The sequence below is a fragment of the Aliiroseovarius sp. YM-037 genome, assembly GCF_048060095.1.
Classification (GTDB): Bacteria; Pseudomonadota; Alphaproteobacteria; order Rhodobacterales; family Rhodobacteraceae; genus JBLUOA01.
Genome location: NZ_JBLUOA010000001.1, coordinates 967,368 through 992,486, shown reverse-complemented (window position 1 = coordinate 992,486; position 25,119 = coordinate 967,368). Strand labels below are relative to the sequence as shown.

Sequence of the window (25,119 nt, the reverse complement as noted above, 5' to 3'; positions counted from 1 at the left end):
CTCCTCAACTTCGGAAAGCCTAGGAAGCAGGCGTTAAGAATGCGCTTATGGGCCTATGGGTAGATAAAAATCTCTCTATCCCCGAACTTGAGGGCGTTCAGTCCCGCCGGCGCTACCCGGAAGTTCCCTTCCGACAAAGCGTCGATATCCTGCGGGCCGAGCGACGGGAGCGTGCCGCCATTTGCAAGGTCAATCGGCCCAAACTCAACCCGATAGCTACCGGCCCGCGTCCTCAGCGCCACCGTTCGCACGGCCTCGGCGGACGTCATGTAGAATACGAAATACTCACGGCCATCGGTTCCGGGCAAAAGATTCGCTTCGACGATCAAACAACCCGGATTTCCCGCCGGGGTGGTCATGTCACACGCCTTTTCCAGATCGTTGAAGAAAGACGGCGAAGCCTGCCCGAACGCCCCATCTGACAGCACAGCCCCGTCCGGTCGTATTGGCAGCCGATCCTTCAATTCGGCGATCCGATCTTGGTTTTCTTCGGCCCGCCGCTCCATATCGAACTGATACCGGTTGGTGGCGTCGTTCAACCTCTCTAGCCGCGCGGCCAGTTCATCACTTTCGGGGTGGTCGGTCATCGCCGCCAAACGCTCGATCCCTGCTGTTCCTGCACGCCCCCAATTCCGCGCCATCGGCCAAAGGTCGAGCGTCGAAAGGTCCGTTTTCCCCGCCTCAAACCGTGCGAGCTGGCTGTTGGTTGAAATCCGCTGCGGGTTAAGCACCGGCGACAGCCAAAGCGCGGCCACGACGATAACGGCAAGGGCGAGCCATATGTTGACCGTCCTGATCCGCTCCATCCAGGCAGAGCGCAGCACGACCGCGACTGCGTATGATGCGGCGTAAGCGACAACAAACCCGACGATCAGCGCGGCCAGAATTCGGTCCGGCGTCCAGCCGTATTGCTGAACCCGTAGGAAAACCGCGTAGGCAGCCAGCACTGCCAGCACCGGAGTCATCAGCGCAAGCGCGCGGACCGCGAAGATCATAAAGGGGCTGTCGATCGCATCATCCTGCCGCTTATCGATCGCCGTCGTCACCAGCGTCACGCCGCCAATGACGATTCCCATTAAGGTCGCCGCCGCCGACAGCCCGCCGAACAGCCCGGACAAGCCGCGGAATGGCAGGGCGACGATGAAAACGGCCATAACGACGACCAGCACGGGCAATAGCAGACGCAGCAATTGCAGGATCAGGTAGGGCGAAACATAGTCCGAAAGCTCGTTCACCACGGCAATCGCCAGCCCAAGCACAAGGCCGGTCAGAACGAACGGCACGCCGTCGATATCAAGCAGATCGCTGATGATCTCCAAACCGACGATGCGGAATAGTGCATCCGACAGGAAAACGACGCCCCAAACCACGCCGACGAACAGCCACGCCGCCGCGTAACGGACGACGATATTCCAGCTATGGTCAAACAGGGCGGCGTAGGTGTTCCAACGCTCCCCCTCCCGCTGGCGTGCGATTAGAAACGGTAATGGAATGCTGATCAGCAAGGCGAAGGCCAGCAGCGGATGGCCGGTCTGGAAGAAATCGTCGGACGTCTCAAACCGTAGACTGGCCGATGTCAGCAACGCGGCAGAGGGGATGGATACCAGCGCCGCCGTTATCGCGGCTTGGCGCAAGTTCAGCGGCCCCGCCAACGCAAGAAGCCCGGCGAAAAACGCGAGCGTTCCGGCGGCGACGAATATGAACAATTGCGGATTGCTGATGATGTCATCAAGCACATCCACCAACAGCCAGAATGACAACCCTGCCAGCGCCCCGATTGTTGCCAATGCCAGCCTGTTCGCGATCTTCGCCCGCTCTGTTTCCGGTGCCATGCTGCCCTCGCCCGTTATTTTTGCCTCGTTTCGTGTGGGCAAGATAGGCAGACGTGGCGGAAGTGACCAGTCAGGCTTTCCCTAATCTGATTTCAGGATTCGCGGCCTTTGGACGCGGAGGTCAGAAATCCGTCGGCGCACCGCCTTCGCTTTTCCGTCGGGCGACAAAATCGGCCAGCTCTTCGCGGATTGCTTCGTCGAGCGGCGGGGCTTCGAATTCATTGATGATCGACTTAAAGACACCATTCGCCCGCTCGGCCGTCCAGACGCCGCCGGCAAGCTCCCACCCCTCGTAGTTTCGCCAATCGGAAAGGAACGGCTGATAGAACGCGGTTTCGTACCGGTCCTGCGTATGCTGGATGCCGAAGAAATGGCCTTCGTTGCCGACATCCCGAATGGCATCGACCGCGATGTCATCGGGAGTTGTCGCGGTAAGCATTGGGTTGAAATACCGTTGAATTTGCTGCAAAATCTCGCAATCCATGATGAACTTTTCCGGGCTGGCGATCAGCCCGCCCTCAAGCCATCCGGCGGCGTGATAGACCATGTTTGACCGCGACTGAACTGCCGCCCACAGGCTGTTCGACGTCTCCCACATCGCCTGCCCGTCGGGCACGTTCGCGGCGCACACGCCGGACGAGCGCATCGGCAAACCGTAGAACCGCGCGAGCTGCCCGGTCATCTGCGTCGCCCGCATATACTCCGGTGTGCCGAAGGCCGGTGCGCCCGACTTCATATCGACGTTCGACGTGAACGTCCCGATCACGCACGGCGCACCCGGTTTGATGTATTGGGCGAGAACAATCGCGATCAGCCCTTCGGCGAGCGATTGCCCGACCGCCCCTGCCATCGTCACCGGCGCCATCGCCCCCGCCAGTGTGAACGGAGTCACCACAACCGCCTGTCCCCGCCGCACCAGCCGCATGAAGCCGTCTAGCATCGGATGGTCGTGTTTCAGCGGTGAGGTAGAGTTGATGTTCGTATACATGCGCGGCTTTGCTTCGAACTCAGCATCCGTCAGCCCACCCGCGATCCGCACCATCTCCATCACGTCTTCGACGCGCTCACGCCCAAGGCTGTAGGCGTGGGCGACTTTGTCGGTCAGTGTCAGCTTGTCATAAAGCACATCAAGGTGACGGACGGAAGCATGAACATCCACAGGTTCGACCGGATAACCACCCGCGACGTGTATGCAGTTGAAATACTGCGTTAATTTCAGCAAGTCCGCACATTGCGCCCGCGTGCCGGGCATCTTGCGGCCAAGCTCCAGATCCCAGTAGTTCGGCGGTGATGAGACGTTGACGAACACCATATTGTTGCCGCCAATCGGCAGTTCCCGCGCCAGGTTACGGGGGGTGATCGTGAATTCCGAGGGCGCCTTCGCAACCATCTCCATCACGAAATCACGGTCCATCCTGACGTTGGTGCCCGACACGGTGCAGCCCATTTCCTTGAACAGCGAAACCGCTTCGTCATTCAGAATTTCAATGCCGATTTCTTCGAGAATACGCATCGCGCCGTCGTGGACAGCCAGCACGCCCGTTTCGTCCAGCGGTTCCGTCGGCCTGTCCGTGACGACCGGTATCTGCCACGGCATCTGATCGATGGCCGCACCCCCAAGACGCGCATTTCCGGAATGTCCGCCCGAGCGGCGACGGCGCTTTCGTTCTGCCATGACCCGTTTCCTTTCGCTTAAAGCGTAGGAAACGCGATGAGGCGCAAAGCGTCTTGTCGAAAACGACCGATCATGTCGTTTTTGCCGCCCGACTGGTCGGGAATTCTCGTTTGGATTTGCTCTATTACGCCGGGGTTCGGTCGCCAAGCCACGCAGGAAGGTGCCCGATATCCGGCAACACCACATCAGCGAGCCCCTGAAGATCGTCGCGGCTGGACACGCCGGTCAGCACCCCTACCGTCGCCATCCCGGCCGCGCGCCCCGCAACAAGGTCGTGGGCGCTGTCACCGACCATCAGAACTGTCTCCGGCAACAGATCGACTGCTTCCGCAAAAGCCAGCAGCATATCTGGGGCCGGTTTGCCCGCGAAGCCTGAATCATACCCCGCGATGAAATCAAAATGGCCCGTCACGCCGACCCGATCAAGATTGGACCGCGCAGGGGCTTCACCGTCGTTCGTCGCAACGCCTAGCGCGAAGCCGGATTGCCGCAGACCCGACAGAAACGGCGCAAGCGGCGTCGCCTCAACAACCTCCACCCCTTGGGCGGCGGCGACCATCCTCGCCTCAACCTCCATCGGGCTTTGATCCGGCAGGTCGGGTGCAAGAGCGGCAGCAATGACATCAGGCGTGTCAGAGACAATCGGACTCCACCCCTCAAACCGTCCTGCGTCAAGGTCATAGCCAACCCGCGCTCCAAGTCGACGGGCCAGCGTCAGATCACCACCCGCAAGCTCCGTCAAGATGCGGGCGGACCAGGGCACCCACGTCGCGTTGAAATCGAACAGCGTGCCGTCTTTATCAAACAATATACCGCGATAACCGGTCATGCGTTTCCCCTTGTCCGTTTCTTTGCCCTACGCTGTTTTGGCAGACCTGACCAGCACCCACGCGGCTTGACCCGTTCTGCTTTTTAATTGACACTGTCAATTATGAAGCCTCAAACCCCCTATCGCCTTCACGAAGCGCTTGGATATCAGCTATCGATCACCGCCCGCATACAAGAGCGTCGGTTCGAAGATCGCCTGAAACAGCACGGCCTCACCCGAATTACGTGGTGCGTGCTGCTTGCGGTCAATGCTGAAAATCTCACACAACCCTCTGACATCGCGCGATTTATCGGGATCGACCGAACCGCGACGTCCCGCGCCCTGCGGCAGATGGAGTCGGACGGGATCATCGCGCGGCGATCCGGCAAGGATGACAAGCGGACGACCCATGTTGCCACAACGGAAAAAGGCAAAGCACTGGTTGCCGCGGTGTCCCCGCTGGCCCGCGAGAACGCGGCCTATTTCCGCAACAAGCTGTCGGACAACGAAAACGCGGAACTGATCCGCCTGCTCGCCAAGCTGCGCGAAGGCGAAAGCACTGAGTTGAAGCAGCTTTGAAACGCGCAAAGCCCAAGGGGCCAGCATGAGCAAACTGTTCTCATACCGCAATCGCCCGGTTCACCTTGGTCCTTACCCGCTTGAGAAGTTGAAGCGCATCGACGCGGTCGCGTGCGAAAGCATCGCCCCGCACGATCCGCCGTCGTTCCGCAGGCCCGACGACCCCCTCTCCATCATCAACGCGATGCAGGAATATCAGGCGATGCTGGACGCGACCCGCGACGGCCTCGTGAAACGCGAAATGGCGGAGATACCGGGCGATCTGAAAGAGCGCGCGAACCACTTGAAGGCTTTTGGGTATTACTGCGACGCGGCGATGGTCGGCATCTGTGAGATACCCACCCACGCGTGGCTCGACACACCGATTGACAACCCTGATGTCAAACGACTTGCGAAGAAGATCGAGACGCTTCAGCCAAAAACCCTCGCCGCTGGCATCGACGTGATTATGGCGGGGCTAAAGGATTCCCTGCGTGCGCCGCCGCAGGATTGCCGCCACCACACACACGCGCTGATGTTTCTCTACGACCACCAGCGCGATCCAACGCCGGATGAGGACGGCGCGGACTGGATACAGGATGCCCAACCTCAACGCGCCTGCCTTCGCGGCGCCGAAACCGCCGTGGTGCTGGCGAACTACATCCGCTCTCTCGGCCGTGACGCCCGCGCACACAGTGAGGCGGCGACGGACATCCATCTTCGGAGACTCGCTGTCCACGCGGGCCTTGCAGCCTGCGAAGATGGCGAGGCCGTCAATCCGTTCGTCGGCACCCGGTTCGGCCTCGCCGTAGTGACGACGACCCTCGCCATGACGCCCGACCGCCCGATCGCACCGGGCCAATCCGGTGGCCTCGCTTGGCGCACAGGCCACGCCGGCCAAGCAAAAACCGCACGAAACCGCGACCCCTATCAGCGCCGCCCCTACCGACGCGGCCCGCACCCGTTTGAGACCCTGAAACGGGTGGACGGGCCGACGACCTATATCGACACCGCAAATGTCGCCCGTGTTCCCAAACGCGCCAACATGTTCGCGCGCGGACTGTTCGGCGACCTCGGCCCGCATGTGCAGGAGGCGACGAAGAACGGCAACTACGTCCGCAAATCCGCCGCCGCTTTCGCATTCCGCCCGACGCTCGGTGCGTTGGTGCTGCTGCAGGATGGTGACGCGGCAGAGGTTCACCCCTCAACCCTCGACCCGGCCCGCAACGCCGCCAACATCAAGGCCGCACTCTATTGGTTGGGCGTCGATGCGGCGGGCCTATCCGCCTGCCCCGACTGGACCTATTACAGCCACGACGCGGCGGGCCAGCCGATCAGGCCTTACCATGCGAACGCCATCTCAATGATCATCGACCAAGGCCACGAAACGATGGAAGGCGCGAGCGGTGACGACTGGATCGCCTGCGCCCAATCGATGCGGGCCTATCTGCGATTCTCGCTACTCGGCGGCGTTCTGGCCGAACATATCCGCAAGCTCGGCTACACCGCCCGCGTCCATTCGGTGATGGATGACGAAGTATTGCACCCGCCCCTTTTGCTGCTGGCGGGCCTCGGCGAAGTCTCCCGCATTGGCGAAGTTATCCTGAACCCGTTTCTCGGCCCGCGCCTGAAATCCGGCGTGGTGACAACAAACATGCCAATTGTTCACGACAGACCGATCGACTTCGGACTGCAACGGTTTTGTGAAGCGTGCAACAAATGCGCCCGCGAATGCCCCTCAGGCGCGATTACCGCGGGGCCGAAGCTGATGTTCAACGGCTATGAAATCTGGAAATCCGACAGCCAGAAATGCACGACCTACCGCGTTGCGCAAAAGAATGGCGCGATGTGTGGGCGCTGCATGAAGACCTGCCCCTGGAACCTTGAAGGGCTGTTCGCCGAAGCACCCTTCCGAAAGCTCGCGATGACGGCGCCGGGGGCTGCGAAAGCGCTGGCGAAGCTGGATGATCTGGTCGGCAACGGTGAAATCAACCCGGCCAAGAAATGGTGGTGGGATCTGGAGATGGTGGACGACGGCGCCTATCGCCCCTCTGACCACCCGGTAAACGCGCGGCCGCTACAAAAAAACCTCGACCTGAAATACGAAGATCAGACGCTCGCGGTCTATCCCGCCCCGCTCGCCCCGCCGCCCTATCCGTGGCCGTTCCCAATGGATCGCGAAGCGGGGATCGCAGCCTATCAGGGCATGATCCCTGCGACCGAACACAAACACCGCCGGGCAGACGGCAAACCGCCAGAACACACCTACACCGGCGACCAATCTGATGCGCCCGTCATGCAGGTCGTCCTGTCGAAAGCGGAGCATATGACCGACAGCGTTACGAAGTATGAATTCGCCATGCCCGACGGATCAGACATGCCTCCTGTCACCGCTGGCGCACATATCGACGTTGTCGTCGCACCGGAGTTCTTCCGGCAATATTCACTGTCCGGCGACCCGGCTGATCGCAGCAAATACCAGATCGCCGTGCTACGTGAGGATACAGGCCGCGGCGGCTCCCGCCTTCTGCACCGGATTTTCGAAGAGGGGCGCAGGGTCTTTATCTCCAAACCGATCAACCACTTTCCACTGGATGAAACCGCGTCTTTCACCTTTTTGATGGGCGGCGGCATTGGCATCACCCCGATGATCGCAATGGCACACCGCCTGCATGCGATCGGTGCAGAGTTTGCCCTCCATTATTCCTGCTCCAAACGCGCCAATGCGGGCTTCCTCGACGACCTGGCCGCAATGCCGTGGGCAGACCGCGTTCACCTGCACTTCTCCGACGAAGGCGCCCGCGCCGATCTTAGTCAGATCCTAACCTACCGAGATAACGCCCACGTCTACACTTGCGGGCCGGAGGCTTACATGGCCAGCGTCATGGAGGCGACCGAGGCAAACGGCTTTCCCGAAGACGCCCGCCACCTCGAATATTTCACCGTTCCCGAAACGCCGGACTACGAAAACCACGACTTCACGTTAAGGCTCGCCAAATCGGACAAGGACATCCAAGTAAAGGCCGATGAGGCCGCCACCGATGCCCTTCTCGCCGCAGGAATCCATGTAGACGTAAAATGCTCCGATGGCCTGTGTGGCGTCTGCAAATGCGGGCTGGTTGCGGGCAATGTCGAACACCGCGATTTCGTGCTGTCGAACAAAGATCGGGCCTCTCACTTGATCCTCTGCCAATCCCGCGCCGCCGATCCGGGCGGCGTTATCGAAATCGACCTTTAGCCGGTTTCATCTTGCCCCAAATACTCCCGCCGGAGGCTCCCTTACGTCCAATGCACCTGCCCACCGCCCGGCAGGCACTGCCGCGCGATCATCGGCATGTCGTAAGGCTGCCCGACGGTATCGCAAAACGCCGTTACCCAAGCGTCGTCCATCGTGATGAAATCCAGAACTGACCCCAGAAACTCCGGCTCCGTTGCCTGCACCTTCACGTCCGCTTCGGACGCGCCGGTCGCCCCAAGAAAGACCGGCAGCAGGTCTTCGTTTCCGACCAGCCAGGCCAACGCCTGAAGTGCCAGCGTCTCGGCGGATTCTTGCGATATCAATTCCCTGCATCCTCACCCGGAAAGAGTTTCTTAACCATTGTGGCCGAATAGTTCGAATACGCCACAAATTAGCGAGAAATTGAGAGGACACAATGGCAGGCCGGATCCTGATCGTCGATGACGTCGCGACGAACCGAATTGTCCTGAAGGTCAAGCTCGTATCGGCCTGCTATGACGTCCTGCAAGCGCAGGATGGGCACGACGCGCTGAAAATTGCAGAGCGTGAGCAACCCGACCTCATTCTTCTCGATGTGATGATGCCCGGGCTTGACGGAATAGGCACCTGCAAGATGCTGCGGGATAATCCCGCCACCACCAACATTCCGATCATCATGGTCACCGCTTTGGACGACAGCGAATCCCGTATTCAGGCGCTCGAAGCCGGGGCCGATGATTTCATGTCGAAGCCCATCGACGAACTGACTCTTCTGGCCCGTGTCCGCAGCCTTCTGCGCGCCCGCGAAACGGATGAGGAGTTGAAACTACGCGAAGGCACCTGCCGCGCGCTTGGTTTTGCCGAACCTGTGGCGGAGTTCACCATGCCCTCTCGCGTCGCGTTGATTGCCGATTGCCAAGGCACTGCGATCAAATGGAAATCCGACCTGTCGACCCATCTGGGCGGCGTGATTGACATCATCGGACGGGACGCCGCGCTGAACTGGTCAGATGACCGAACGCCACCGGATGTATTCGTGATCTCCGGCAATCTGTCGCGGCCCGACGAAGGCCTGCGGTTGCTGTCTGAGCTGCGCTCGCGTCCCCTGACCAGATATGCTTCTGTCGTTATGGTGCTTGACCGGGCGGCGCGGCAGCAGGCGATCATCGCGCTTGATCTGGGTGCGAACGATCTGATCGTCGAGGACTTCTCCCCCCGCGAATTTGCCCTGCGGATCAAGACGCAGGCAAAGCGCAAACAGCAAGCGGATCGACTTAGGAACGTGGTGCGGGACAGCTTGCGCCTTGCCGCTATCGACTCGCTGACCGGCCTTTACAATCGTCGCTACGCCCTTTCCCACCTCAACCATATCGCGAAGCGCACGGTCGGCACGGACCGGACCTTTGCGGTGATGATGCTCGACATCGATCGGTTCAAGGCAGTGAACGACAGCTACGGGCACCCGGTCGGGGACAGCGTTCTGGCCGAAGTCGCAACCCGCCTTCAGGCCAATCTTCGCGGCGTCGATCTCGTGGCCCGCCATGGGGGGGAAGAATTCCTCGTCGCAATGCCAGACACCGACCTTGCCGAAGCACGGATTGCGGCCGAACGGCTGCGGCGCATCGTGAAGGAAACCCCGATCCAGACGGCGGATGGGCGGCAGGTTTCCGTCACAATTTCAATCGGTGTTGCGATGGGTGCGGGAAGCGGGCCGGACGCTTGCACCGATATCGACACGCTGATCCACAAAGCCGATGCCGCGCTTTATAGTTCGAAAAATGAAGGCCGAAACCTCGTGACCTTCACGCCAGCGGCCTAGCGGCGTCTGCGCCCCTCTAGCCTCTTTTCCAGCCGGTCGGCATATGCCGCCCGATCCGCATCACTCATTTCCCCGATCCGGTCCAGTAGCACACGCTGCCCGACGCGGTGCCGAACCTCCTGCCGCGCACCGTGTTTTTCAAACAGCGCTTCAACCGCCTCGCGGTCAAACGGCGTTTGCCGCAATGCTTCAACCAAGGTCGGCCCGCCAGCATCCGGCACGGAGGGTTCGGCGGCCAACCCCCGTTCAATCTCTGCCCGGATGCCACGGCGATCCTCGCGGGGCAGCGCCAGGAACAGCGGTAAGACTCCGACATCCCGCCCCTCAGCCCGATCCGGCGCGCGGCCCTGACGCCAGACGGCACCTGCCAAAGCCCCGACGATCAATAGGTTCAGCGACAAGGAAATCGCCAAGACAACCTTCCACCACTGCGACGGGCGCGGTGTGGGCGGTTCAGGGGTGTTTTTCGGGTCTGTGGTCATGATTACCCCTCGCTCAACGCCTGGGTCAGATCGGGATAAAGCTCGCCAAAATAGGCATCGCTTTGATCTGACAGAAAGTCGACGCCAAGCGCGCTCACCGAGGCTGGTGGATCAATCCCAATCCAAACCCCGGCCAAGGTCGCCGCGGCCATCCCGGCGGCGGCAGGCCAGCCCCCGAACGCCGCGAAAATACCGGCAAATCGACGCCTCGGCGCTGGGACAGGCCGGGCCCGTCCCGCAAGCACCCAATCAGCATCCATCTGAACGCGGGCCAATAATCCTGCATCCGCCTCGGGCTTTTCCGCCCGCGCCAGATCAAACAGCGCGTCAAGATCGCCATCCGATTTTGGTTTCGATGTGTCAGTCATCCTCAAACCCCAGTTCTGCCTTTCGTCCCGCAAGATGCGCCGTCAAGGCCCGCTTGCCGCGCGCCGTCAGGCTTTCGACCGCTTCGCTGCTGACGCCCAGAACAGCCGCAATTTCGGGGTTCGACAACCCCTCAATATGGCGCAGCACGACCGCTTGGCGCTGGCGTTCCGGCAATTCGGAAAGCGCTGCATCAAGCGCTTTCAGCCGGGCGCCGTGCTGCAACTGCTGCGCCGCGCTTGCCGAACCATCAATCGGCTCCGCTATCTCATCCAGCGCGACGGGGCGCCGTTTGCGCAAGCGGTCCGTGCACAGGTTGGCCACCACGCGATACAGCCACGTCGTGACCTGCGCCTCGCCCGCGCGCCAATCCTCCGCGATCCGCCAAAGGCGCAGCATTGCTTCTTGCGCGACGTCCTCAGCCTCTGCCCGGTCGCCAAGCACCCGCGTCGCATAGCCCAGCATACGCGGAGTCAGCCGACGCGTCAGGTGCTGCGCGGCCATGCGATCTCCGCCGCCGTAAAGCAGCAGCAACGCCTCATCCGACAGGTCGCTTTCCGCGTCATGTGCCATGTCCATCAAATATCGTGCCTAAAGCAACCATGTGTGTCCGGCAATTGGGCGGGCCTGCGATCAGCCCGCCCAACCGCGTTCTCATTCTGTGGTCGACTCGGCGGGCCGTCCGTGGCCCCGATGTCGCCCGCGCCGTTTTTCGGTGGCTGTTTCAAACTCCTCTTTCGAAATCGCGCCGTCTTCATCCGCGTCCATGCGGTTGAACATGCGGCCTTCCCGACCTTCGGGTGGCGAGAGTTCCTCGGCGCTCAGAAACCCATCATTGTCGGTGTCGCGCCGCTCAATCATCCGGGCGGTCCGTTCCCGCAGCCGGTCCTGCGCGCGGGCGTTCAGCTCTTGCGCGCTCAGCAGCCCGTCGCCATCGGTATCGGCGCTTTCAAACCGCGAGGCGCGATGCGCCAGCACTTCCTGCATGGTGATCGACCCATCGTCATTCGTGTCGAGCGTTTCAAACGTCGGCATTCTGCCGCGATGGCCGTCGCGGGCCTCTGCAAGCGTGGTCAGTGCAACCGTCACTCCGACCGCCAATAGCATGGTGATCCCGGTTCGCACGAAAAGTCTGTTCATCTGGTATTCTCCGTTCAGTCATGTGTCGCGGCGCCCGCTGTGTTTCCGGTGCCTGATACTTCAAACGGAGCTGCGTCGATTTTCCGTCGCACCCACCGCAATTTATTTTGCAATCGGCACGCTTACGCGACATGAGGCCGCGCCCGTAGGGCCAAGGTTTCATCCGTGACTGCAAACCGCTACATAGATGCGATAGAATGCGAACAGAGAGACTCCGATGGCCCACACCGCACTGGATCAAACCCCGATGCCTGCAACCGAAGATCGTCCGCTGAAGCCCGCGATGTGGCGCGGCTGGCGGCGCTGTTGTCCGAACTGCGGCTCTGGCCCGCTGCTGCGGGGGTATCTGAAGGTCAACAACACCTGCACCGTTTGCGATCAGGAGCTATTTCACCACCGCGCAGATGACGGCCCCGCCTACCTGACGATCCTTGTCGTGGGGCATTTGATGGCGCCGTTCATCCACATCGTCTATTCGAAGTTCCGCCCGGAACCGCTTGTTATGGCGATCATGTTTTCAATCGGGTGCGTGGCGCTGTCGCTTTATCTGTTGCCCCGGATCAAGGGGGCATTGATCGGCTTCCAATGGGCCAAGCGAATGCACGGCTTCGGGGGAAAAGCCTGACATGCTATCGTCGGCGGCTGGTCCGATAGACAAGACTGCGATCCGCCACGCCGCGACGGTGATCCTTCTGCGCGATGCGGCAACGCGGCCTTGCGTGTTGATGGGGCAGCGCGGCGCAAAAGCCGCTTTTATGCCCAACAAATTCGTCTTTCCCGGCGGTGCAGTCGATGACGGCGACGGGGCGATCCCGCTTGCCAACGGGCTGAACCCGGCCTGTACCGCGAAACTGGCCGACCACGCTGACGCCGCACTGATCCCTGCCCTGCAAGCCGCTGCGATCCGTGAGGTTTGGGAGGAAACGGGCCTGATCCTCGGCCAGCCCGGCCAATGGACAACACCCCCGCCGCCGGATTGGGAAACGTTCGCCGCGACGGATCATGTCCCCAGCGCCGAAGGGTTTACCTTCGTGTTCCGCGCCATCACGCCACCGGGCCGCCCCCGCCGATTTGACGCGCGGTTCTTCATGGTCGATGCGGGCGCGATTCAGGGCGATCCCGACGATTTTTCCCACGCCTCTGACGAGCTGTCACAGCTTCAGTGGATTCCGATTGATGAGGTCCGGCAGTTCGATCTGCCTTTCATCACCGAAGTCGTCCTTGCCGAAGTCGCTGGTATCGCCAAATCCGGCCAGCCGCCCGAAACGGTTCCGTTCTTCAACAACAGCGATGAAGAAAGCCTGTTCCTGCGCCTCGCCGGGCGTCGTCCGCTAGATCACAAGGATCAGGATTAGAATACTCAGCACGATCAGTCCCATCGCCATGAATTCGCGCGGGCTGGTCTTTTCCTTGAACACGAAGACCCCGGCGGCGAAGCTGAACAGCAGTTCAATCTGACCAAGCGCTTTGACATAGGCCGCGTTCTGTAACGTGAATGCGGTGAACCAGCAGAAACTGCCGATCATGCTGGTGATCCCGACCAGCCCCGCAACGCGCCAGTTTTGAAACACGCGCAACATCTCTCCGCGTTCGCGCAGGGCGAGCCAGACGCTCATCGTCAGGGTTTGGAATGCGGTGACGATGGCGAGCGTGACCCCCGCGCTCATCACCACGTCAGTCAGGCCTAGGGACAGCGACGCGCCCCGGTATCCGATGGCTGAGATTGCAAACAACACACCTGACAGCAGCCCAAGCCCCGCCGCCGGATTGATGATCCGACGATACCACTGCCCCGACGCGCCAGCGGGTGGGTCGGATAGCAGCACAACGCCTAAAAAGCCGACCACAATGGCCAGCACACCCCACGGCGATACCGCTTCGCCCAGCACGATCAGCCCGACGATGGCAGTTTGGACGACTTCAGTTTTCTTGAAGGTGATGCCCACCGCAAAATTCCGGCGCGAAAACAGCGCGACCACACACATGGTCGCGAGGATCTGCGCCAGCCCGCCCGTCAGCGCGTAACCCCAGAATACCGACGGAATCTCCGGCACCGCCTGCCCCGTCGCGCGGATGTAGAGGATCATCAACACCGCCACCAACGGCGCCGAATAGACGAACCGCGCGAATGTCGCCCCGGCGGTCGAAAGCTTCAATCCCTTCAGATGCTTTTGCAGCATGAACCGCAGGTTCTGCGAAAACGCAGCCGCGATGGTGACGGGGATCCAAAGTTCCATGAAGCCTTCTGACACCCACCGCGGCCAGTGTCGAGCGCTTGCTTACATCTCGCGATCCACAGGCGCAGACGACCACAACGGATGCGCAACGCCGTCTTTCGCGCGGAACAGGTAGCGGCGGAAAACCTCTCCGTAAGAACGATAGCGATAGCCATCGTTCCGGTTCAGATATCGGTCGCGATTGGCCTGATAAAGTGCAGGTAGGCGATACCACGGAACCGCCGGGTGCATGTGATGCACGACATGATAGTTGTTGTTCAGGAACAGCGCGGCAAGCGGGCCGCGATCCTCGATCACAACTGTCCGGCCCCGCGCTTTTTCATGCGCCTGATGTTCTAGGAACGTACGGATTTTCAGCAGCGACAGCCCGCCATAGGCGGCCAGCAAATAGGCCCAAAACGGCATCGCTCCGACGGTGATTAGCCACGTCAGAACCAGCGCGATACCCGGCACATGCCAAAGCCACCCGGCCAACGCCGCGCGATCTCCACCCTTGATCTTGCGCAGATCGGATTTCACGAAGACCCATTGCGACACAATCGGCCCGATCAGCATACGCCCCATCAGCGTATTGTTGAAGGACAACGCAAATCGCTTCCAGCCCGGCAGCGTCTGCCAAACGACAGGATCGAGGTAGTTGCTTTCCGGGTCATCATAGGGATCGGTCAGGATAGAGTCGCGGTGATGTGCAAGATGCGTATCGCGAAACCGCATGTAAGGGATGGCAAGGCCAATTGCGGGGAACACCATCGCCTCACTCAGACGGCGGCTGCGGAACGGATGGCCGTGCAGCACTTCGTGTTGGAGCGAGGAATGCAGCGCGATCGCCACGCAGGTTGCAACCCACCCAAGCGGCAGGAAAACGGCGGCGAGCCATGTCGTGCCCAGCATCCAGAGCGCATAGCAGCCGATCATCAATCCAAATGTTGGCCATTCGACAAATGGCAGCGCAGCCGTGCGCGAACCGGGCCCCCGACCGGTGCTTTGTTGAAGTCTCATATTACCCTTCGATCTTCTTTTTATGGGGTAATTCTATGCCAACTTCACAAACCCGTGAATTCGGCGTATACACAACATAAATTCAACAGTGATGAAAATATTCACCATATGCAGAAAAAAACCGACAAAAGAGACCGCGCAATCCTGTTTCGGGAGCGTTTGGATCAAGCGCTCGGCTTGTCCGACCTCAACCGAAGCACGCTCGCGCGGCAGGTCGGGGTGGACCGTTCCACCATATCGCAACTGCTGTCCGATGCCGGCCCACGCCTGCCAAACGCCCATGTGGTCGGTGAATGCGCCGCGGCCCTTGGCGTGTCTGCCGACTGGCTACTCGGGTTGACTGACAGACCAGAACGGGTTGCCGAACTCCTCGCGGCCTCCGTCACGATGACAGCCGCCCCCCGCGCTCTTGTCGATGAACAGATTTTCGCGTGGCACCGGGAGGCGGCGGGTTACAAAATCCGCCACGTCCCGGCAACTCTGCCCGACATGCTGAAGACCCACGCAATGCTGCGTTGGGAATATCTGCCCCATCTTGGGCGCACGACGGATCAGGCCATTGGCGCGTCCGAAGACCGCCTTCAACTCATGCGGTCCGCGCAATCGGACTACGAAATTGCCATGCCGCTCAGCGAGCTTCAAAGCTTCGCACGGGCCGATGGATACTACGCCGGGCTGCCCGCCGACGTGCGGATGGGTCAGATCGATTGGCTGCTGACACTGCATCAGCAACTTTACCCCCGGTTGCGGGTGTATTTGTTCGACGCGCGCAGGCTTTATTCAGCCCCGATTACGGTGTTTGGCCCATTGCTCGCCGTGCTTTACCTTGGCAGCAACTACCTCGCCTTCCGTGACAAGGAGCGGATCGACGCCATCACCGCGCATTTCGATGGGTTGGTGCGGGAGGCGCGCGTCTCCTCCCGCGATCTGCCGGAAACCCTGCAAACTCTGAGGGCCGAGATCAGCTAGGGCTTCGGGTCCGGGTTTTCCGTGTGGCCGTCGACCGCAATGACCTGCCCCGACACCAGCCGCGCAGAATCGCTGGCCAGAAACACGGCCATGTTGGCGATGTCCGACGCCTCAACAAATCGGCGCATCGACGTGCCGCTCGCGTAACCTGCGTAGACCTGATCGCGGGTCATGCCCTTGGCGGTCGCTTCACGTTCCAACACACCGTCCATGCGCGGCCCCTCGACAGCTCCGGGGCAAATCGCATTGGTGCGGATGCCGAACGGCCCAAGCTCCATCGCCAGAGTTTTCATCAATCCAATCACACCCCATTTCGCCGCAGCATAGGGTGCGCGGTTAGGGTAGCCATGGATGCCCGCCGTCGATGAAGTCAGGATAATCGCTCCCGACCCTGCCGTTTTCATCATCGGTGCAGCGTATTTCGTGGAAAGGAACGCGCCGTCCAGCGTGACCGACAGGCAGGCCCGCCAATCGTCTAGTGTCACATCCTCGACCAATGCCGTCGGCCCTGCGACGCCGGCATTGGCGCAGACCGCGTCCAGGCTGCCCCACTCCTGCGCGACCTCAGCGAACAACGCCGCCATTGCGCTGTCGTCGCTGACATCCGCGACCGTCCTGCGCCAATCTTCCGGCGCCTGATCCAGCGCGGCGCTGTCGACATCCGTCACCCAAACGCGCCAGCCAGCAGCGGCGAACGCATCCCCCATCGCCCGCCCGATCCCCGACGCGCCCGCGGTGATCAGAACGCCTTGGCTCACTTGCCCGCCCCAATCGCGCGGCCAATCCCATCAGGGCGCGGCAAGTCTGCATGGGCGGCGGCAATCGCGCCAAGCTTTTCCGCAACCGCATCCCCCGGCACCGACGCGCGACGAATCTCGAGGCTCACGTGGATCAGCATATGCTCCCCGGTGGCCAGCTGCCGGTCCCCCTCAAACATCTGGTGGAACAGGTGCATCTTCTTGCCCTCGCCCAGCAGACAGGTCGTTTCAACCCGGATACGAGCGCCCGCATGAACCTCATCAATATGCCGAATATGGGTTTCGGCGGTGAAGTAGCTGCCCCCCGACGCGATGTAATCCGCATCGCAGCCGACAATCTCCATAAACCGATCCGTCGCGTCGCCGAACGCCTGCAAATACCGTGCTTCGTTCATGTGACCGTTATAGTCCGTCCAGTCGAGCGGCACCGCCCGCGCCACGGTGACAAGTGGCTTGTCGTGTGGCCCTTCGCCCATCCGCATCCGCGCATCCTGCTGGTTCAGCAGCGCCCCGGCACCCCAATCCTGCGCCTTCAACGCTCGCATCATCCCGACGAGGTTGTTGTCGCGGATACGCTCAAGTTCTCGGATCGAATAGGCACCGGACTGCGCATCGGACTGCGAGGCAATTACATCGACCAGCTCCTCCGTCAGCTCCGGCACATCCATCAGCTTGGTCCACGGCCATTTCAAACAAGGCCCGAACTGCGCAATGAAATGCTTCATCCCCGCCTCACCCCCGGCAACGCGGTAGGTTTCAAACAACCCCATCTGCCCCCAACGCAGGCCAAAGCCATAGCGGATCGCGTTGTCGATCTCCTCCGTCGTGGCGATACCATCCTTGATTAACCACAACGCCTCGCGCCAGACGGCTTCCAGAAACCGATCAGCGATATGGGCGTCAATTTCCTTGCGCACATGCAGAGGATACATGCCTATCCCGGTTAGCACCTCTTTCGCGGCTTCGACAAAGTTCGGATGCGTCGCCTCTCCCGGCACCAGCTCGACCAGCGGCAGCAGGTAAACCGGGTTGAACGGATGCGCGACCATGATCGCCTCGGGATCGCGCGCACCCTCTTGCAACTCCGACGGTTTAAAGCCGGATGTCGAGGATGCGATAATCACCGACCCGGCCTCATGGTCCTGAATTTGCCGATAGACCTTGTGCTTCAACTCCAACCGTTCCGGCACGCTTTCCTGAACCCAATCGACGCTGTTGACGGCATCTTCCAGAGTCTCGCAGAACCACAGGCTGCCCTCGGCGGGCATCGCGACATCACTCAGCCCCGGCAAGGACCGCCGTGCATTGCCCAGCACTTCGCGCACCTTGCGTTCCGCCTCCGGGTCGGGATCGAATACCCGCACGTCCCAGCCCATCAGCAGGAACCGAGCGGCCCATCCGCCGCCGATGACGCCACCACCGATGATTGCTGCGCAGCAGTTGCTTCGCTTTTTCTTGCGTTTGAACATTAGGGGTCCTCCTCAGTCCACGCAAATCGTGACAACTTCGCCACCGGCCAATAGATTGGGGGTGCATCCGAAAACGGGGTTGGTTCGCGAACATTGGCCGCCGGTCCCATCCAGAAGCGCCAGACACACACCTTCGCAGTCGGACTCGCTATGACAGGCCTTCCCAGCATCCTGAGTGGTCTGCTGGCAGTTGTCGATGCTTTGGTCCCTGAACACCACGTTACCGCTGTCATCGAAACAACCGGGACTTTCGTCCGTGACGACCTCGTCGGTCCTGACGGGGGCCGGTTTCGACACCCACGCACCCGGGAACGCAATCACCGCGACCATCACCACGGTTCGGATCATCGCACGCTCTCCTCCAGCTGCGCCATGTCATAGCCGGACCACTCCAACACCTCGCGCGCCGCGGCGATCCTGTCCGCCCCACCGGTCGGGCTGCGATCCATGATCCAGCCAAACGCGCCGGAGGGCGTGCCAACAACCGCCGTGCGGAACCCTTCATCGACCCACAGCACCCACAGCGGATCTTTGAAATACCCGCCCCGCGCCTCCATCCGGGCCAGCCCGACAATATCAAGCCGCACCGATGGCGGCGCGGTCCGATCATCGAACGCAAACCCCTCAAGCGCCATGAGGTAGGCGTTTTCCTGATCCAGCGTCAGCGAAATTCGCCCGGCGCTTGGGCCAAACGACTCTCGCACGAACCACTCCCCGGCAAACCGCGCCGCATCAAACCGGCTGGTCGATCCGACCCGCACCGAAGTGTCGCGATACCCCGGCCCCCGCGTCGCTGTGCAGGCGGTCAGCAGCAGCAGGGCCGCGAGGCACAGAAGCCTCTTCATCCGATGGCCGCCTGCTTTTTCAATCCAAGCTTCGCCCGCACCGCGTCAGGCCCGATCACGGTCGCGCCCAGCCCCTCGACAATCCCGACCGCATGGTCGACAAGCTGCGCGTTGGTGGCGAGGTTTCCCTTGCCCAGCATCAGGTTATCCTCCAACCCGACCCGCACATTGCCCCCGGCCAATACCGAAGCCGCAACATAAGGCATCTGGTTGCGCCCCAGCCCAAACGCCGAAAACGTCCAATCGTCGGGCACGTTATTCACCATCGCCATAAAGGTGTTGAGGTCATCCGGCGCGCCCCACGGCACACCCATGCAAAGCTGCACAAGTGCCGGGCTGTCCAGCACACCGTCTTTGACAAGCTGCTTGGCATACCACAGGTGCCCGGTATCGAACGCCTCAATCTCGGGCTTTACACCCAGATCGGTCATCATCCGCCCCATCGCCTGCAACATGCCGGGCGTGTTGGTCATCACGTAATCCGCCTCGGCGAAGTTCATCGTACCGCAGTCGAGCGTGCAGATCTCCGGCAGGCACTCCGCCACATGCGCGACCCGCTCTTCCGCGCCGACCATGTCGGTGCCGTCAACCGTCGGCAGCGGGCTATCAACCCCGCCAAAAACAATATCGCCCCCCATCCCTGCCGTCAGGTTCAGCACCACATCAACGTCTGCGTCGCGGATGCGGTCCGTGACCTCGCGGTAATATTCGATCTTGCGGGACGGAACGCCGGTTTCCGGGTCGCGCACATGACAATGCACAATCGCCGCCCCGGCCTTCGCGGCGTCAATCGCGCTTTCGGCGATCTGCTGCGGGCTGCGCGGTACATGCGGGCTGCGATCTTGGGTGCTGCCTGATCCAGTTACGGCACAGGTGATAAAAACCTCTCGGTTCATACTCAGCGGCATTGGTATCCCTCCCTAACCCCGGCGCTATGGCCGGTTTCATCTTGCTCCAAATACTCCTGCCCCATGCCCGACAGGCGGGTTTCCCGCCGAGAGGGGAGGTATAGTAATCTCGTCCTAATACGGCATCGGATGCTGCCGGTGCGCCGCGCTGATTTCCTGCAAGACCTCGTCCGACACCTCAACGTCAGCAGCGCCGAGGGCCACGTCCAACTGCTCAAGCGTTGTCGCTCCGAAAATCGCCGACACTTTGAAAGGCCGCGTCCGGCACCACGCCAGCGCCATCTGCGGCAGGCTCAGCCCATGCTTCTCGGCAATCGCGGCGTAGGCATCAATCGCGGGCCACACCCGGCCCGATTTCAGTCGGCCGCCCATATCCGGCACCAGGGATCGGCGAGATCCGTCGGGTGTCACGTCCGGCGCGTATTTCCCGGTCAACAGCCCCGCCGCGAGCGGTGAAAACGCGAGCAACGTCACGTCTTCATTCACGCTCATCTCAGCCATGTCGGTATCGTAGTGGCGGCAGAGCAGCGAATATTCGTTCTGCACCGACTGAACCCTCGGCCAGCCGCGATCCTCAGCCACCCGCACCCATTGCGACGTGCCCCAGGCGCTTTCATTCGACAATCCGAAATGCCGCAATTTTCCCTGATCGACCAGCTTTTGTAGCGCTTCCAGCGTATCTTCGATATGGCCGATCGTCTCGGCGCGGTTCTGGCCTGACGGATCATAATCCCAGTTCTTGCGGAACATATATGACCCCCGGTTGGGCCAGTGAAACTGATAGAGGTCGATGACATCGGTTTGCAGCCGCTTCAGCGATCCTTCGATGGTTTCGGGGATCGTCGCGGACGATATCGGCGCACCATCGCGAACGTAGCCCAGACCCTCACCGGAATGTTTCGTCGCAAGGATGACATCGTCGCGCCGCCCGGTTTTGGCGACCCACTTGCCAATGATCTCCTCCGACCGGCCGACGGTTTCGCGGCTGATCGGGTTGACGGGATACATCTCTGCGGTGTCGATGCAGTTGATCCCCCGATCCAGCGCCATATCGATCTGGGCGTGTGCCTCATCGACCGTGTTCTGCGTGCCCCATGTCATGGAGCCAAGCATCAATTCGGACAATTGCAGACCCGTTCGGCCAAGGGGGACAGTGCGCATCAGAATTCCTTTCCTGTTCGCGCGGAGCCTACCAACCGACACGCCGGGGACAAGGCAGAAGTTTCGCGCGGTCCATCGACAGGCAATGCACCGATTTACGTTGTCACCGCAAAGTGATGGCCGGACGTGAGCCAAAGCCGCTATGCTCGACGTCGGAGGGCGCGATGAAACTCCTGACCATTCTTTGGCTGATCCTGCTATCCGCAACAGCGCAGGCTGCACCCGTGCAGTATAACCTCGACCGGGAGCGGTCGAGCGTTGGGTTCACCTATTCACTCAGCGGCACGGCGAACCAAGGCACCATGCCGGTGGCCGATGCGACGCTGATGCTCGACCTCGACAGCCTGCCGCAATCCAGCGTGCGGGTCGTCCTGAATGCACAGCGCGCGCGCGCCGGGATCGTCTTTGCAACCGAAGCCATGCGCGGCCCAAGCGTGCTCGATACGCGGCGCAATCCGTTCGTGACGTTTGAAAGCACAAGGATTACCGGCGATCTGAACCGGGCGCAGGTCGACGGGATGCTGACGCTTGCAGGCACGACGCGGCCGATCACCCTGACCGCCGGGCTGTATCGACAGACCGGAACCGTGGCAGGTGACCGATCACGGCTGTCCGTTCTGCTGACCGGTCAGGTGTCACGCAGAGCGTTCGGCGCAGGCGGGTATCCTGACCTCGTCGACGACCGGATCGACCTTAGGATCATCGTCCGCATCGACCGTGCGACGCCCTAGCCACCCCGAACCGGCAAAAGCGACACATATCTGTCGATAACCGGAAAGCCCGCGCGAAGGCGCCTTGCGACTTTGGCCGTGAAACAATACCGGCTGTCTTATGCGCCTCGTCATTTCCTTTGCCGCCCTATTCCTGTCTGTTGTGCTGTTGCAGCTTTCATCGGGCGGAGTCGGGCCGCTCGACGCGCTGTCGGGATTGCAGCTTGGGTTCACGACACAGCAGGTCGGGATCTTGGGGTCCGCCCATTTCCTTGGCTTCTTTGTCGGCTGTTGGTGGGCGCCGCGCCTTATGGGGTCGGTTGGCCATTCGCGGGCGTTTGCGGCCTTCACCGCCTCTGGCACCATCGGGCTGCTTGCACATATGCTGGTGCTGGACCCCTACGCCTGGGCCCTGATGCGTATCGCGACGGGGCTATGCGTCGCGGGTTGCTATACGGTTCTCGAAGCGTGGCTGAACGCCAAGGTCACGAACGAAACCCGCGGCCGCGCGATGGGCACCTACCGGATCGCGGATATGGGCGCGTCGCTTGCGGCGCAGTTGCTGATCGCGGTGCTGGAACCGGCGCACTACGTGTCCTACAACCTGCTCGCGCTGTTTTGCTGCGCCGCGCTGCTACCGCTGACACTGACCAAGGCGCAGCAGCCCGAAACCCCGTCGGCACCCCGGCTGAGGCCCGCCCTCGCGTGGGCCTGCTCTCCGCTTGCCGCGGCGGGTGTCATCACCGCCGGGCTGACATCGGCGTCCTTCCGTATGGTCGGCCCGATCTACGGGCAAGAGGTTGGGCTGCGCACCGATCAGATCGCGTATTTCCTTGCCGCTTTCGTGCTTGGCGGCGCGCTTGCGCAGTATCCCGTCGGCTGGCTTGCCGATAAATACGACCGACGCTGGGTGCTGATCTGGCTGTCTATCGCGGCGGTTCTTTCCTGCGCGATCACCGTGTTCACAAGCAGCAGCGGCACCGTCGCGGTGATGCTGTCCGCCGGGCTGTTCGGGTTGACGACATTCCCGATCTTTTCGGTCTCTGCCGCACACGCGAATGACTTTGCGACCTCTGAACAACGGGTGGAGCTAGCCGCCGCGCTGATGTTCTTCTACGCGCTCGGCGCCATCGCGAGTCCCTATGCGACCTCTGCCCTGATCGCAGCATTCGGCCCGTCCGCGCTGTTTGTGTTCCTGTCGCTTGGCCATATCGCACTGGTCGCGTTCAGCCTGATCCGGATGCGCGCACGCCGAACCGCTGACGACCGCACACCATACATCTACACCCCCAGATCATCCTTCACGATTGGCAGGCTTCTCAGAAAGCAACGCAACGGGGACTAGAGCCGCCGGTGCGCTTGCGTTAAGAGGGGCCAAATCTGATCCAAAGGCGCTTTCATGGCACGTATCCTCATCACCTCGGCGATTCCCTACATCAACGGGATCAAGCATCTGGGCAACCTCGTCGGCAGCCAACTGCCCGCCGACCTTTACGCCCGATACATGCGTGATCGCGGGCATGAGGTGATGTTCCTCTGCGCCACCGACGAACACGGCACCCCGGCAGAGCTTGCGGCAGCGAAGGCCGGTCAGCCCGTCGATGAATTCTGCCGCGAAATGCACGCGGTTCAGTCAAAGATCGGCGACGGGTTTCGCCTGTCTTTCGATCACTTCGGGCGCTCCTCCTCTCCTGAAAACCACGCGCTGACCCAGCATTTTGCCGGGCGGCTGGCCGATAACGGGTTGATCGAGGAAGTTTCGGAAAGCCAGGTTTATTCGCACGCCGACAAACGCTTTCTGCCGGATCGCTATATCGAAGGTACCTGCCCCAACTGCGGCTACGACAAAGCCCGTGGCGACCAATGCGAAAACTGCACGAAGCAGCTTGACCCGACCGACCTGATCGAACCCCGCAGCGCGATTTCCGGGTCGACCGATCTTGAGGTGCGCGAAACCAAGCACCTCTACCTGCGCCAATCGAAACTGCGCGACACGCTGGATAAGTGGATCGATTCAAAGACCGATTGGCCGATCCTGACAACCTCCATCGCGAAGAAGTGGTTGCATGACGGCGACGGGCTGCAAGACCGCGGCATCACCCGCGATCTTGACTGGGGCGTTCCGGTCAAGCGCGGGGCGGACAATTGGCCGGGGATGGAGGGCAAAGTCTTCTACGTCTGGTTCGACGCACCCATCGAATACATCGCCTGCGGCGCGGAATGGGCCAAGGCAAACGGCAAGACCGACGCCGACTGGGAACGCTGGTGGCGCACCGACAAGGGTGCCGACGACGTGCGTTACGTGCAGTTCATGGGCAAGGACAACGTACCGTTCCACACCCTGTCCTTCCCCGCGACGATCATGGGGTCCGAAGAGCCGTGGAAGCTCGTCGATTACATCAAATCGTTCAATTACCTGAATTACGACGGCGGCCAGTTTTCGACCAGCCAAGGGCGCGGCGTGTTTCAGGATCAGGCGCTCGACATCCTGCCAGCCGATTACTGGCGCTGGTGGCTGCTGTCCCATGCGCCCGAAAGCTCTGACAGCGAATTCACGTGGGAGAATTTCCAGACTTCCGTGAACAAGGATCTGGCGGACGTGCTGGGCAACTTCGTCAGCCGCGTCACGAAATTCTGCCGTTCGAAGTTCGGCGAAGAGGTGCCCGCAGGTGGCTCGAACGGCCCTGCTGAAGAAAAGTTGATCGCAGAACTCACCAAACGCATCCGGGCCTATGAAACCCACATGGACGCGATGGAGGTGCGTAAATCCGCCGCCGAACTGCGCGCGATCTGGGTCGCGGGCAACGAATACCTGCAATCCGCCGCCCCGTGGGCGCTGTTCAAGACCGACCCCGAAGGCGCCGCCGCCGTTGTGCGCCTGTCGCTGAACCTGATCCGGCTATACGCGGCGCTGTCCGAACCCTTCATCCCCGACGCCTCGGCCGCGATGCTGGCGGCGATGAAAACGGGCGATAACAGCTGGCCCGATAACGTGGCCGAGGCGCTGACCGCCCTGCCCGCCAGCCACGCGTTCGAGGTGCCGGACGTTCTGTTCCGCAAGATCACCGATGAAGAACGCGAAAGCTGGCAGGAAAGGTTCTCCGGCACCCGCGACTAAGCCGCTTGGCCGGGCGGAAACCCTTATGCTAGGCTCCCCCGGATAACG

Annotated in this window: 25 protein-coding genes; 9 read left to right on the top strand and 16 right to left on the bottom strand. The window is 61.3% G+C overall.

Annotation, left to right across the window (positions count from 1 at the left end):
* Positions 1-53 precede the first annotated feature (53 nt).
* The 3 genes from ACEWPJ_RS04810 to ACEWPJ_RS04800 form a co-directional block, all read right to left on the bottom strand.
* Positions 54-1,832 (bottom strand): DUF4153 domain-containing protein, encoded by a 1,779-nt coding sequence (locus ACEWPJ_RS04810; protein WP_416511320.1) that lies wholly within the window; start codon positions 1,830-1,832, stop codon positions 54-56.
* 121 nt (positions 1,833-1,953) lie between these two features.
* On the bottom strand, positions 1,954-3,507 hold the full coding sequence (locus tag ACEWPJ_RS04805) for a trimethylamine methyltransferase family protein (RefSeq protein ID WP_416511319.1): 1,554 nt from the start codon (positions 3,505-3,507) through the stop codon (positions 1,954-1,956).
* A 124-nt stretch (positions 3,508-3,631) separates the two neighbouring features.
* Complete coding sequence (locus ACEWPJ_RS04800) at positions 3,632-4,336, bottom strand: HAD family hydrolase (protein ID WP_416511317.1); 705 nt, start codon at positions 4,334-4,336, stop codon at positions 3,632-3,634.
* 102 nt (positions 4,337-4,438) lie between these two features.
* Here ACEWPJ_RS04800 and ACEWPJ_RS04795 point away from each other — a divergent pair, with 102 nt between their 5' ends.
* Together ACEWPJ_RS04795 and ACEWPJ_RS04790 are read left to right on the top strand one after the other, a co-directional pair.
* Positions 4,439-4,894, top strand: coding sequence for a MarR family winged helix-turn-helix transcriptional regulator (locus ACEWPJ_RS04795; protein WP_416511316.1), 456 nt, complete (start codon positions 4,439-4,441; stop codon positions 4,892-4,894).
* A gap of 25 nt (positions 4,895-4,919) precedes the next feature.
* Positions 4,920-8,111, top strand: coding sequence for a 2Fe-2S iron-sulfur cluster-binding protein (locus tag ACEWPJ_RS04790; protein WP_416511314.1), 3,192 nt, complete (start codon positions 4,920-4,922; stop codon positions 8,109-8,111).
* A gap of 41 nt (positions 8,112-8,152) precedes the next feature.
* Here ACEWPJ_RS04790 and ACEWPJ_RS04785 read toward each other — a convergent pair whose 3' ends face one another.
* A complete protein-coding gene (locus ACEWPJ_RS04785; protein WP_416513002.1) occupies positions 8,153-8,431 on the bottom strand; it encodes a DUF3572 domain-containing protein in 279 nt (92 codons plus the stop codon).
* A 95-nt stretch (positions 8,432-8,526) separates the two neighbouring features.
* Between ACEWPJ_RS04785 and ACEWPJ_RS04780 the strand changes: the two genes are divergently transcribed.
* Positions 8,527-9,909 carry a diguanylate cyclase gene (locus ACEWPJ_RS04780; RefSeq protein ID WP_416511312.1) on the top strand — a complete coding sequence of 461 codons (1,383 nt, stop codon included), beginning with the start codon at positions 8,527-8,529 and terminating at the stop codon, positions 9,907-9,909.
* Here the strand turns inward: ACEWPJ_RS04780 and ACEWPJ_RS04775 are convergent.
* The 4 genes from ACEWPJ_RS04775 to ACEWPJ_RS04760 form a co-directional block, all read right to left on the bottom strand.
* On the bottom strand, positions 9,906-10,391 hold the full coding sequence (locus tag ACEWPJ_RS04775) for a hypothetical protein (RefSeq protein ID WP_416511310.1): 486 nt from the start codon (positions 10,389-10,391) through the stop codon (positions 9,906-9,908). The genes ACEWPJ_RS04780 and ACEWPJ_RS04775 overlap by 4 nt on opposite strands.
* A 2-nt stretch (positions 10,392-10,393) precedes the next feature.
* A complete protein-coding gene (locus ACEWPJ_RS04770; RefSeq protein WP_416511309.1) occupies positions 10,394-10,759 on the bottom strand; it encodes a hypothetical protein in 366 nt (121 codons plus the stop codon).
* Positions 10,752-11,336 carry an RNA polymerase sigma factor gene (locus tag ACEWPJ_RS04765; RefSeq protein WP_416511307.1) on the bottom strand — a complete coding sequence of 195 codons (585 nt, stop codon included), beginning with the start codon at positions 11,334-11,336 and terminating at the stop codon, positions 10,752-10,754. Before ACEWPJ_RS04765 ends, ACEWPJ_RS04770 begins: the two co-directional genes overlap by 8 nt.
* 75 nt (positions 11,337-11,411) lie before the next feature.
* Positions 11,412-11,897, bottom strand: coding sequence for an EF-hand domain-containing protein (locus ACEWPJ_RS04760; protein ID WP_416511305.1), 486 nt, complete (start codon positions 11,895-11,897; stop codon positions 11,412-11,414).
* A 217-nt stretch (positions 11,898-12,114) separates the two neighbouring features.
* Between ACEWPJ_RS04760 and ACEWPJ_RS04755 the strand changes: the two genes are divergently transcribed.
* Together ACEWPJ_RS04755 and ACEWPJ_RS04750 are read left to right on the top strand one after the other, a co-directional pair.
* The gene (locus tag ACEWPJ_RS04755; RefSeq protein ID WP_416511303.1) at positions 12,115-12,522 is read left to right on the top strand and encodes a DUF983 domain-containing protein; all 408 of its coding nucleotides are present in this window, start codon (positions 12,115-12,117) and stop codon (positions 12,520-12,522) included.
* 1 nt (position 12,523) lies between these two features.
* The gene (locus ACEWPJ_RS04750) at positions 12,524-13,252 is read left to right on the top strand and encodes an NUDIX hydrolase (RefSeq protein ID WP_416511302.1); all 729 of its coding nucleotides are present in this window, start codon (positions 12,524-12,526) and stop codon (positions 13,250-13,252) included.
* Here ACEWPJ_RS04750 and ACEWPJ_RS04745 read toward each other — a convergent pair.
* Both ACEWPJ_RS04745 and ACEWPJ_RS04740 read right to left on the bottom strand, forming a co-directional pair.
* Entirely contained in the window at positions 13,229-14,134 is a 906-nt protein-coding gene (locus ACEWPJ_RS04745) for an EamA/RhaT family transporter (RefSeq protein ID WP_416511301.1), read from the bottom strand. The genes ACEWPJ_RS04750 and ACEWPJ_RS04745 overlap by 24 nt on opposite strands.
* A 42-nt stretch (positions 14,135-14,176) precedes the next feature.
* The gene (locus ACEWPJ_RS04740; RefSeq protein WP_416511299.1) at positions 14,177-15,049 is read right to left on the bottom strand and encodes a fatty acid desaturase; all 873 of its coding nucleotides are present in this window, start codon (positions 15,047-15,049) and stop codon (positions 14,177-14,179) included.
* A 192-nt stretch (positions 15,050-15,241) separates the two neighbouring features.
* Here ACEWPJ_RS04740 and ACEWPJ_RS04735 point away from each other — a divergent pair, with 192 nt between their 5' ends.
* The gene (locus tag ACEWPJ_RS04735) at positions 15,242-16,102 is read left to right on the top strand and encodes a helix-turn-helix domain-containing protein (RefSeq protein WP_416511297.1); all 861 of its coding nucleotides are present in this window, start codon (positions 15,242-15,244) and stop codon (positions 16,100-16,102) included.
* On the opposite strand, the gene ACEWPJ_RS04730 is transcribed toward ACEWPJ_RS04735, so the two are convergent.
* From ACEWPJ_RS04730 to ACEWPJ_RS04705, 6 genes are all read right to left on the bottom strand, one after another.
* Positions 16,099-16,860, bottom strand: a complete 762-nt coding sequence (locus ACEWPJ_RS04730) for an SDR family oxidoreductase (RefSeq protein WP_416511296.1) — start codon at positions 16,858-16,860, stop codon at positions 16,099-16,101. The two genes, ACEWPJ_RS04735 and ACEWPJ_RS04730, sit on opposite strands and share 4 nt — an antisense overlap.
* Entirely contained in the window at positions 16,857-18,329 is a 1,473-nt protein-coding gene (locus tag ACEWPJ_RS04725) for a carnitine 3-dehydrogenase (protein WP_416511294.1), read from the bottom strand. The genes ACEWPJ_RS04730 and ACEWPJ_RS04725 overlap by 4 nt, the downstream gene beginning before the upstream one ends.
* 12 nt (positions 18,330-18,341) lie before the next feature.
* Positions 18,342-18,677, bottom strand: coding sequence for a hypothetical protein (locus ACEWPJ_RS04720; protein ID WP_416511292.1), 336 nt, complete (start codon positions 18,675-18,677; stop codon positions 18,342-18,344).
* The gene (locus ACEWPJ_RS04715; protein WP_416511291.1) at positions 18,674-19,174 is read right to left on the bottom strand and encodes a lipocalin family protein; all 501 of its coding nucleotides are present in this window, start codon (positions 19,172-19,174) and stop codon (positions 18,674-18,676) included. The genes ACEWPJ_RS04720 and ACEWPJ_RS04715 overlap by 4 nt, the downstream gene beginning before the upstream one ends.
* Positions 19,171-20,082 carry a 3-keto-5-aminohexanoate cleavage protein gene (locus ACEWPJ_RS04710; protein WP_416511289.1) on the bottom strand — a complete coding sequence of 304 codons (912 nt, stop codon included), beginning with the start codon at positions 20,080-20,082 and terminating at the stop codon, positions 19,171-19,173. Before ACEWPJ_RS04710 ends, ACEWPJ_RS04715 begins: the two co-directional genes overlap by 4 nt.
* Positions 20,083-20,196: 114 nt before the next feature.
* Positions 20,197-21,243, bottom strand: coding sequence for an aldo/keto reductase (locus ACEWPJ_RS04705; RefSeq protein ID WP_416511287.1), 1,047 nt, complete (start codon positions 21,241-21,243; stop codon positions 20,197-20,199).
* 164 nt (positions 21,244-21,407) lie between these two features.
* Between ACEWPJ_RS04705 and ACEWPJ_RS04700 the strand changes: the two genes are divergently transcribed.
* The 3 genes from ACEWPJ_RS04700 (at position 21,408) to metG (ending at position 25,071) form a co-directional block, all read left to right on the top strand.
* Positions 21,408-21,974, top strand: a complete 567-nt coding sequence (locus ACEWPJ_RS04700) for a YceI family protein (protein WP_416511285.1) — start codon at positions 21,408-21,410, stop codon at positions 21,972-21,974.
* A 100-nt stretch (positions 21,975-22,074) separates the two neighbouring features.
* A complete protein-coding gene (locus ACEWPJ_RS04695; protein WP_416511284.1) occupies positions 22,075-23,298 on the top strand; it encodes an MFS transporter in 1,224 nt (407 codons plus the stop codon).
* A 54-nt stretch (positions 23,299-23,352) separates the two neighbouring features.
* A complete protein-coding gene (metG, locus tag ACEWPJ_RS04690; protein WP_416511283.1) occupies positions 23,353-25,071 on the top strand; it encodes a methionine--tRNA ligase in 1,719 nt (572 codons plus the stop codon).
* The last annotated feature ends 48 nt before the right edge of the window (positions 25,072-25,119 follow it).

Bases quoted from the DNA above. Each gene is read 5' to 3' on its own strand.
- ACEWPJ_RS04810 (WP_416511320.1), bottom strand. From the start codon at position 1,832: ATGGCACCGGAAACAGAGCGGGCGAAGATCGCGAACAGGCTGGCATTG.
- ACEWPJ_RS04805 (WP_416511319.1), bottom strand. From the start codon at position 3,507: ATGGCAGAACGAAAGCGCCGTCGCCGCTCGGGCGGACATTCCGGAAAT.
- ACEWPJ_RS04800 (WP_416511317.1), bottom strand. From the start codon at position 4,336: ATGACCGGTTATCGCGGTATATTGTTTGATAAAGACGGCACGCTGTTC.
- ACEWPJ_RS04795 (WP_416511316.1), top strand. From the start codon at position 4,439: ATGAAGCCTCAAACCCCCTATCGCCTTCACGAAGCGCTTGGATATCAG.
- ACEWPJ_RS04790 (WP_416511314.1), top strand. From the start codon at position 4,920: ATGAGCAAACTGTTCTCATACCGCAATCGCCCGGTTCACCTTGGTCCT.
- ACEWPJ_RS04780 (WP_416511312.1), top strand. From the start codon at position 8,527: ATGGCAGGCCGGATCCTGATCGTCGATGACGTCGCGACGAACCGAATT.
- ACEWPJ_RS04775 (WP_416511310.1), bottom strand. From the start codon at position 10,391: ATGACCACAGACCCGAAAAACACCCCTGAACCGCCCACACCGCGCCCG.
- ACEWPJ_RS04770 (WP_416511309.1), bottom strand. From the start codon at position 10,759: ATGACTGACACATCGAAACCAAAATCGGATGGCGATCTTGACGCGCTG.
- ACEWPJ_RS04765 (WP_416511307.1), bottom strand. From the start codon at position 11,336: ATGGACATGGCACATGACGCGGAAAGCGACCTGTCGGATGAGGCGTTG.
- ACEWPJ_RS04760 (WP_416511305.1), bottom strand. From the start codon at position 11,897: ATGAACAGACTTTTCGTGCGAACCGGGATCACCATGCTATTGGCGGTC.
- ACEWPJ_RS04755 (WP_416511303.1), top strand. From the start codon at position 12,115: ATGGCCCACACCGCACTGGATCAAACCCCGATGCCTGCAACCGAAGAT.
- ACEWPJ_RS04750 (WP_416511302.1), top strand. From the start codon at position 12,524: ATGCTATCGTCGGCGGCTGGTCCGATAGACAAGACTGCGATCCGCCAC.
- ACEWPJ_RS04745 (WP_416511301.1), bottom strand. From the start codon at position 14,134: ATGGAACTTTGGATCCCCGTCACCATCGCGGCTGCGTTTTCGCAGAAC.
- ACEWPJ_RS04740 (WP_416511299.1), bottom strand. From the start codon at position 15,049: ATGATCGGCTGCTATGCGCTCTGGATGCTGGGCACGACATGGCTCGCC.
- ACEWPJ_RS04735 (WP_416511297.1), top strand. From the start codon at position 15,242: ATGCAGAAAAAAACCGACAAAAGAGACCGCGCAATCCTGTTTCGGGAG.
- ACEWPJ_RS04725 (WP_416511294.1), bottom strand. From the start codon at position 18,329: ATGTTCAAACGCAAGAAAAAGCGAAGCAACTGCTGCGCAGCAATCATC.
- ACEWPJ_RS04720 (WP_416511292.1), bottom strand. From the start codon at position 18,677: ATGATCCGAACCGTGGTGATGGTCGCGGTGATTGCGTTCCCGGGTGCG.
- ACEWPJ_RS04715 (WP_416511291.1), bottom strand. From the start codon at position 19,174: ATGAAGAGGCTTCTGTGCCTCGCGGCCCTGCTGCTGCTGACCGCCTGC.
- ACEWPJ_RS04710 (WP_416511289.1), bottom strand. From the start codon at position 20,082: ATGCCGCTGAGTATGAACCGAGAGGTTTTTATCACCTGTGCCGTAACT.
- ACEWPJ_RS04705 (WP_416511287.1), bottom strand. From the start codon at position 21,243: ATGCGCACTGTCCCCCTTGGCCGAACGGGTCTGCAATTGTCCGAATTG.
- ACEWPJ_RS04700 (WP_416511285.1), top strand. From the start codon at position 21,408: ATGAAACTCCTGACCATTCTTTGGCTGATCCTGCTATCCGCAACAGCG.
- ACEWPJ_RS04695 (WP_416511284.1), top strand. From the start codon at position 22,075: ATGCGCCTCGTCATTTCCTTTGCCGCCCTATTCCTGTCTGTTGTGCTG.
- metG (WP_416511283.1), top strand. From the start codon at position 23,353: ATGGCACGTATCCTCATCACCTCGGCGATTCCCTACATCAACGGGATC.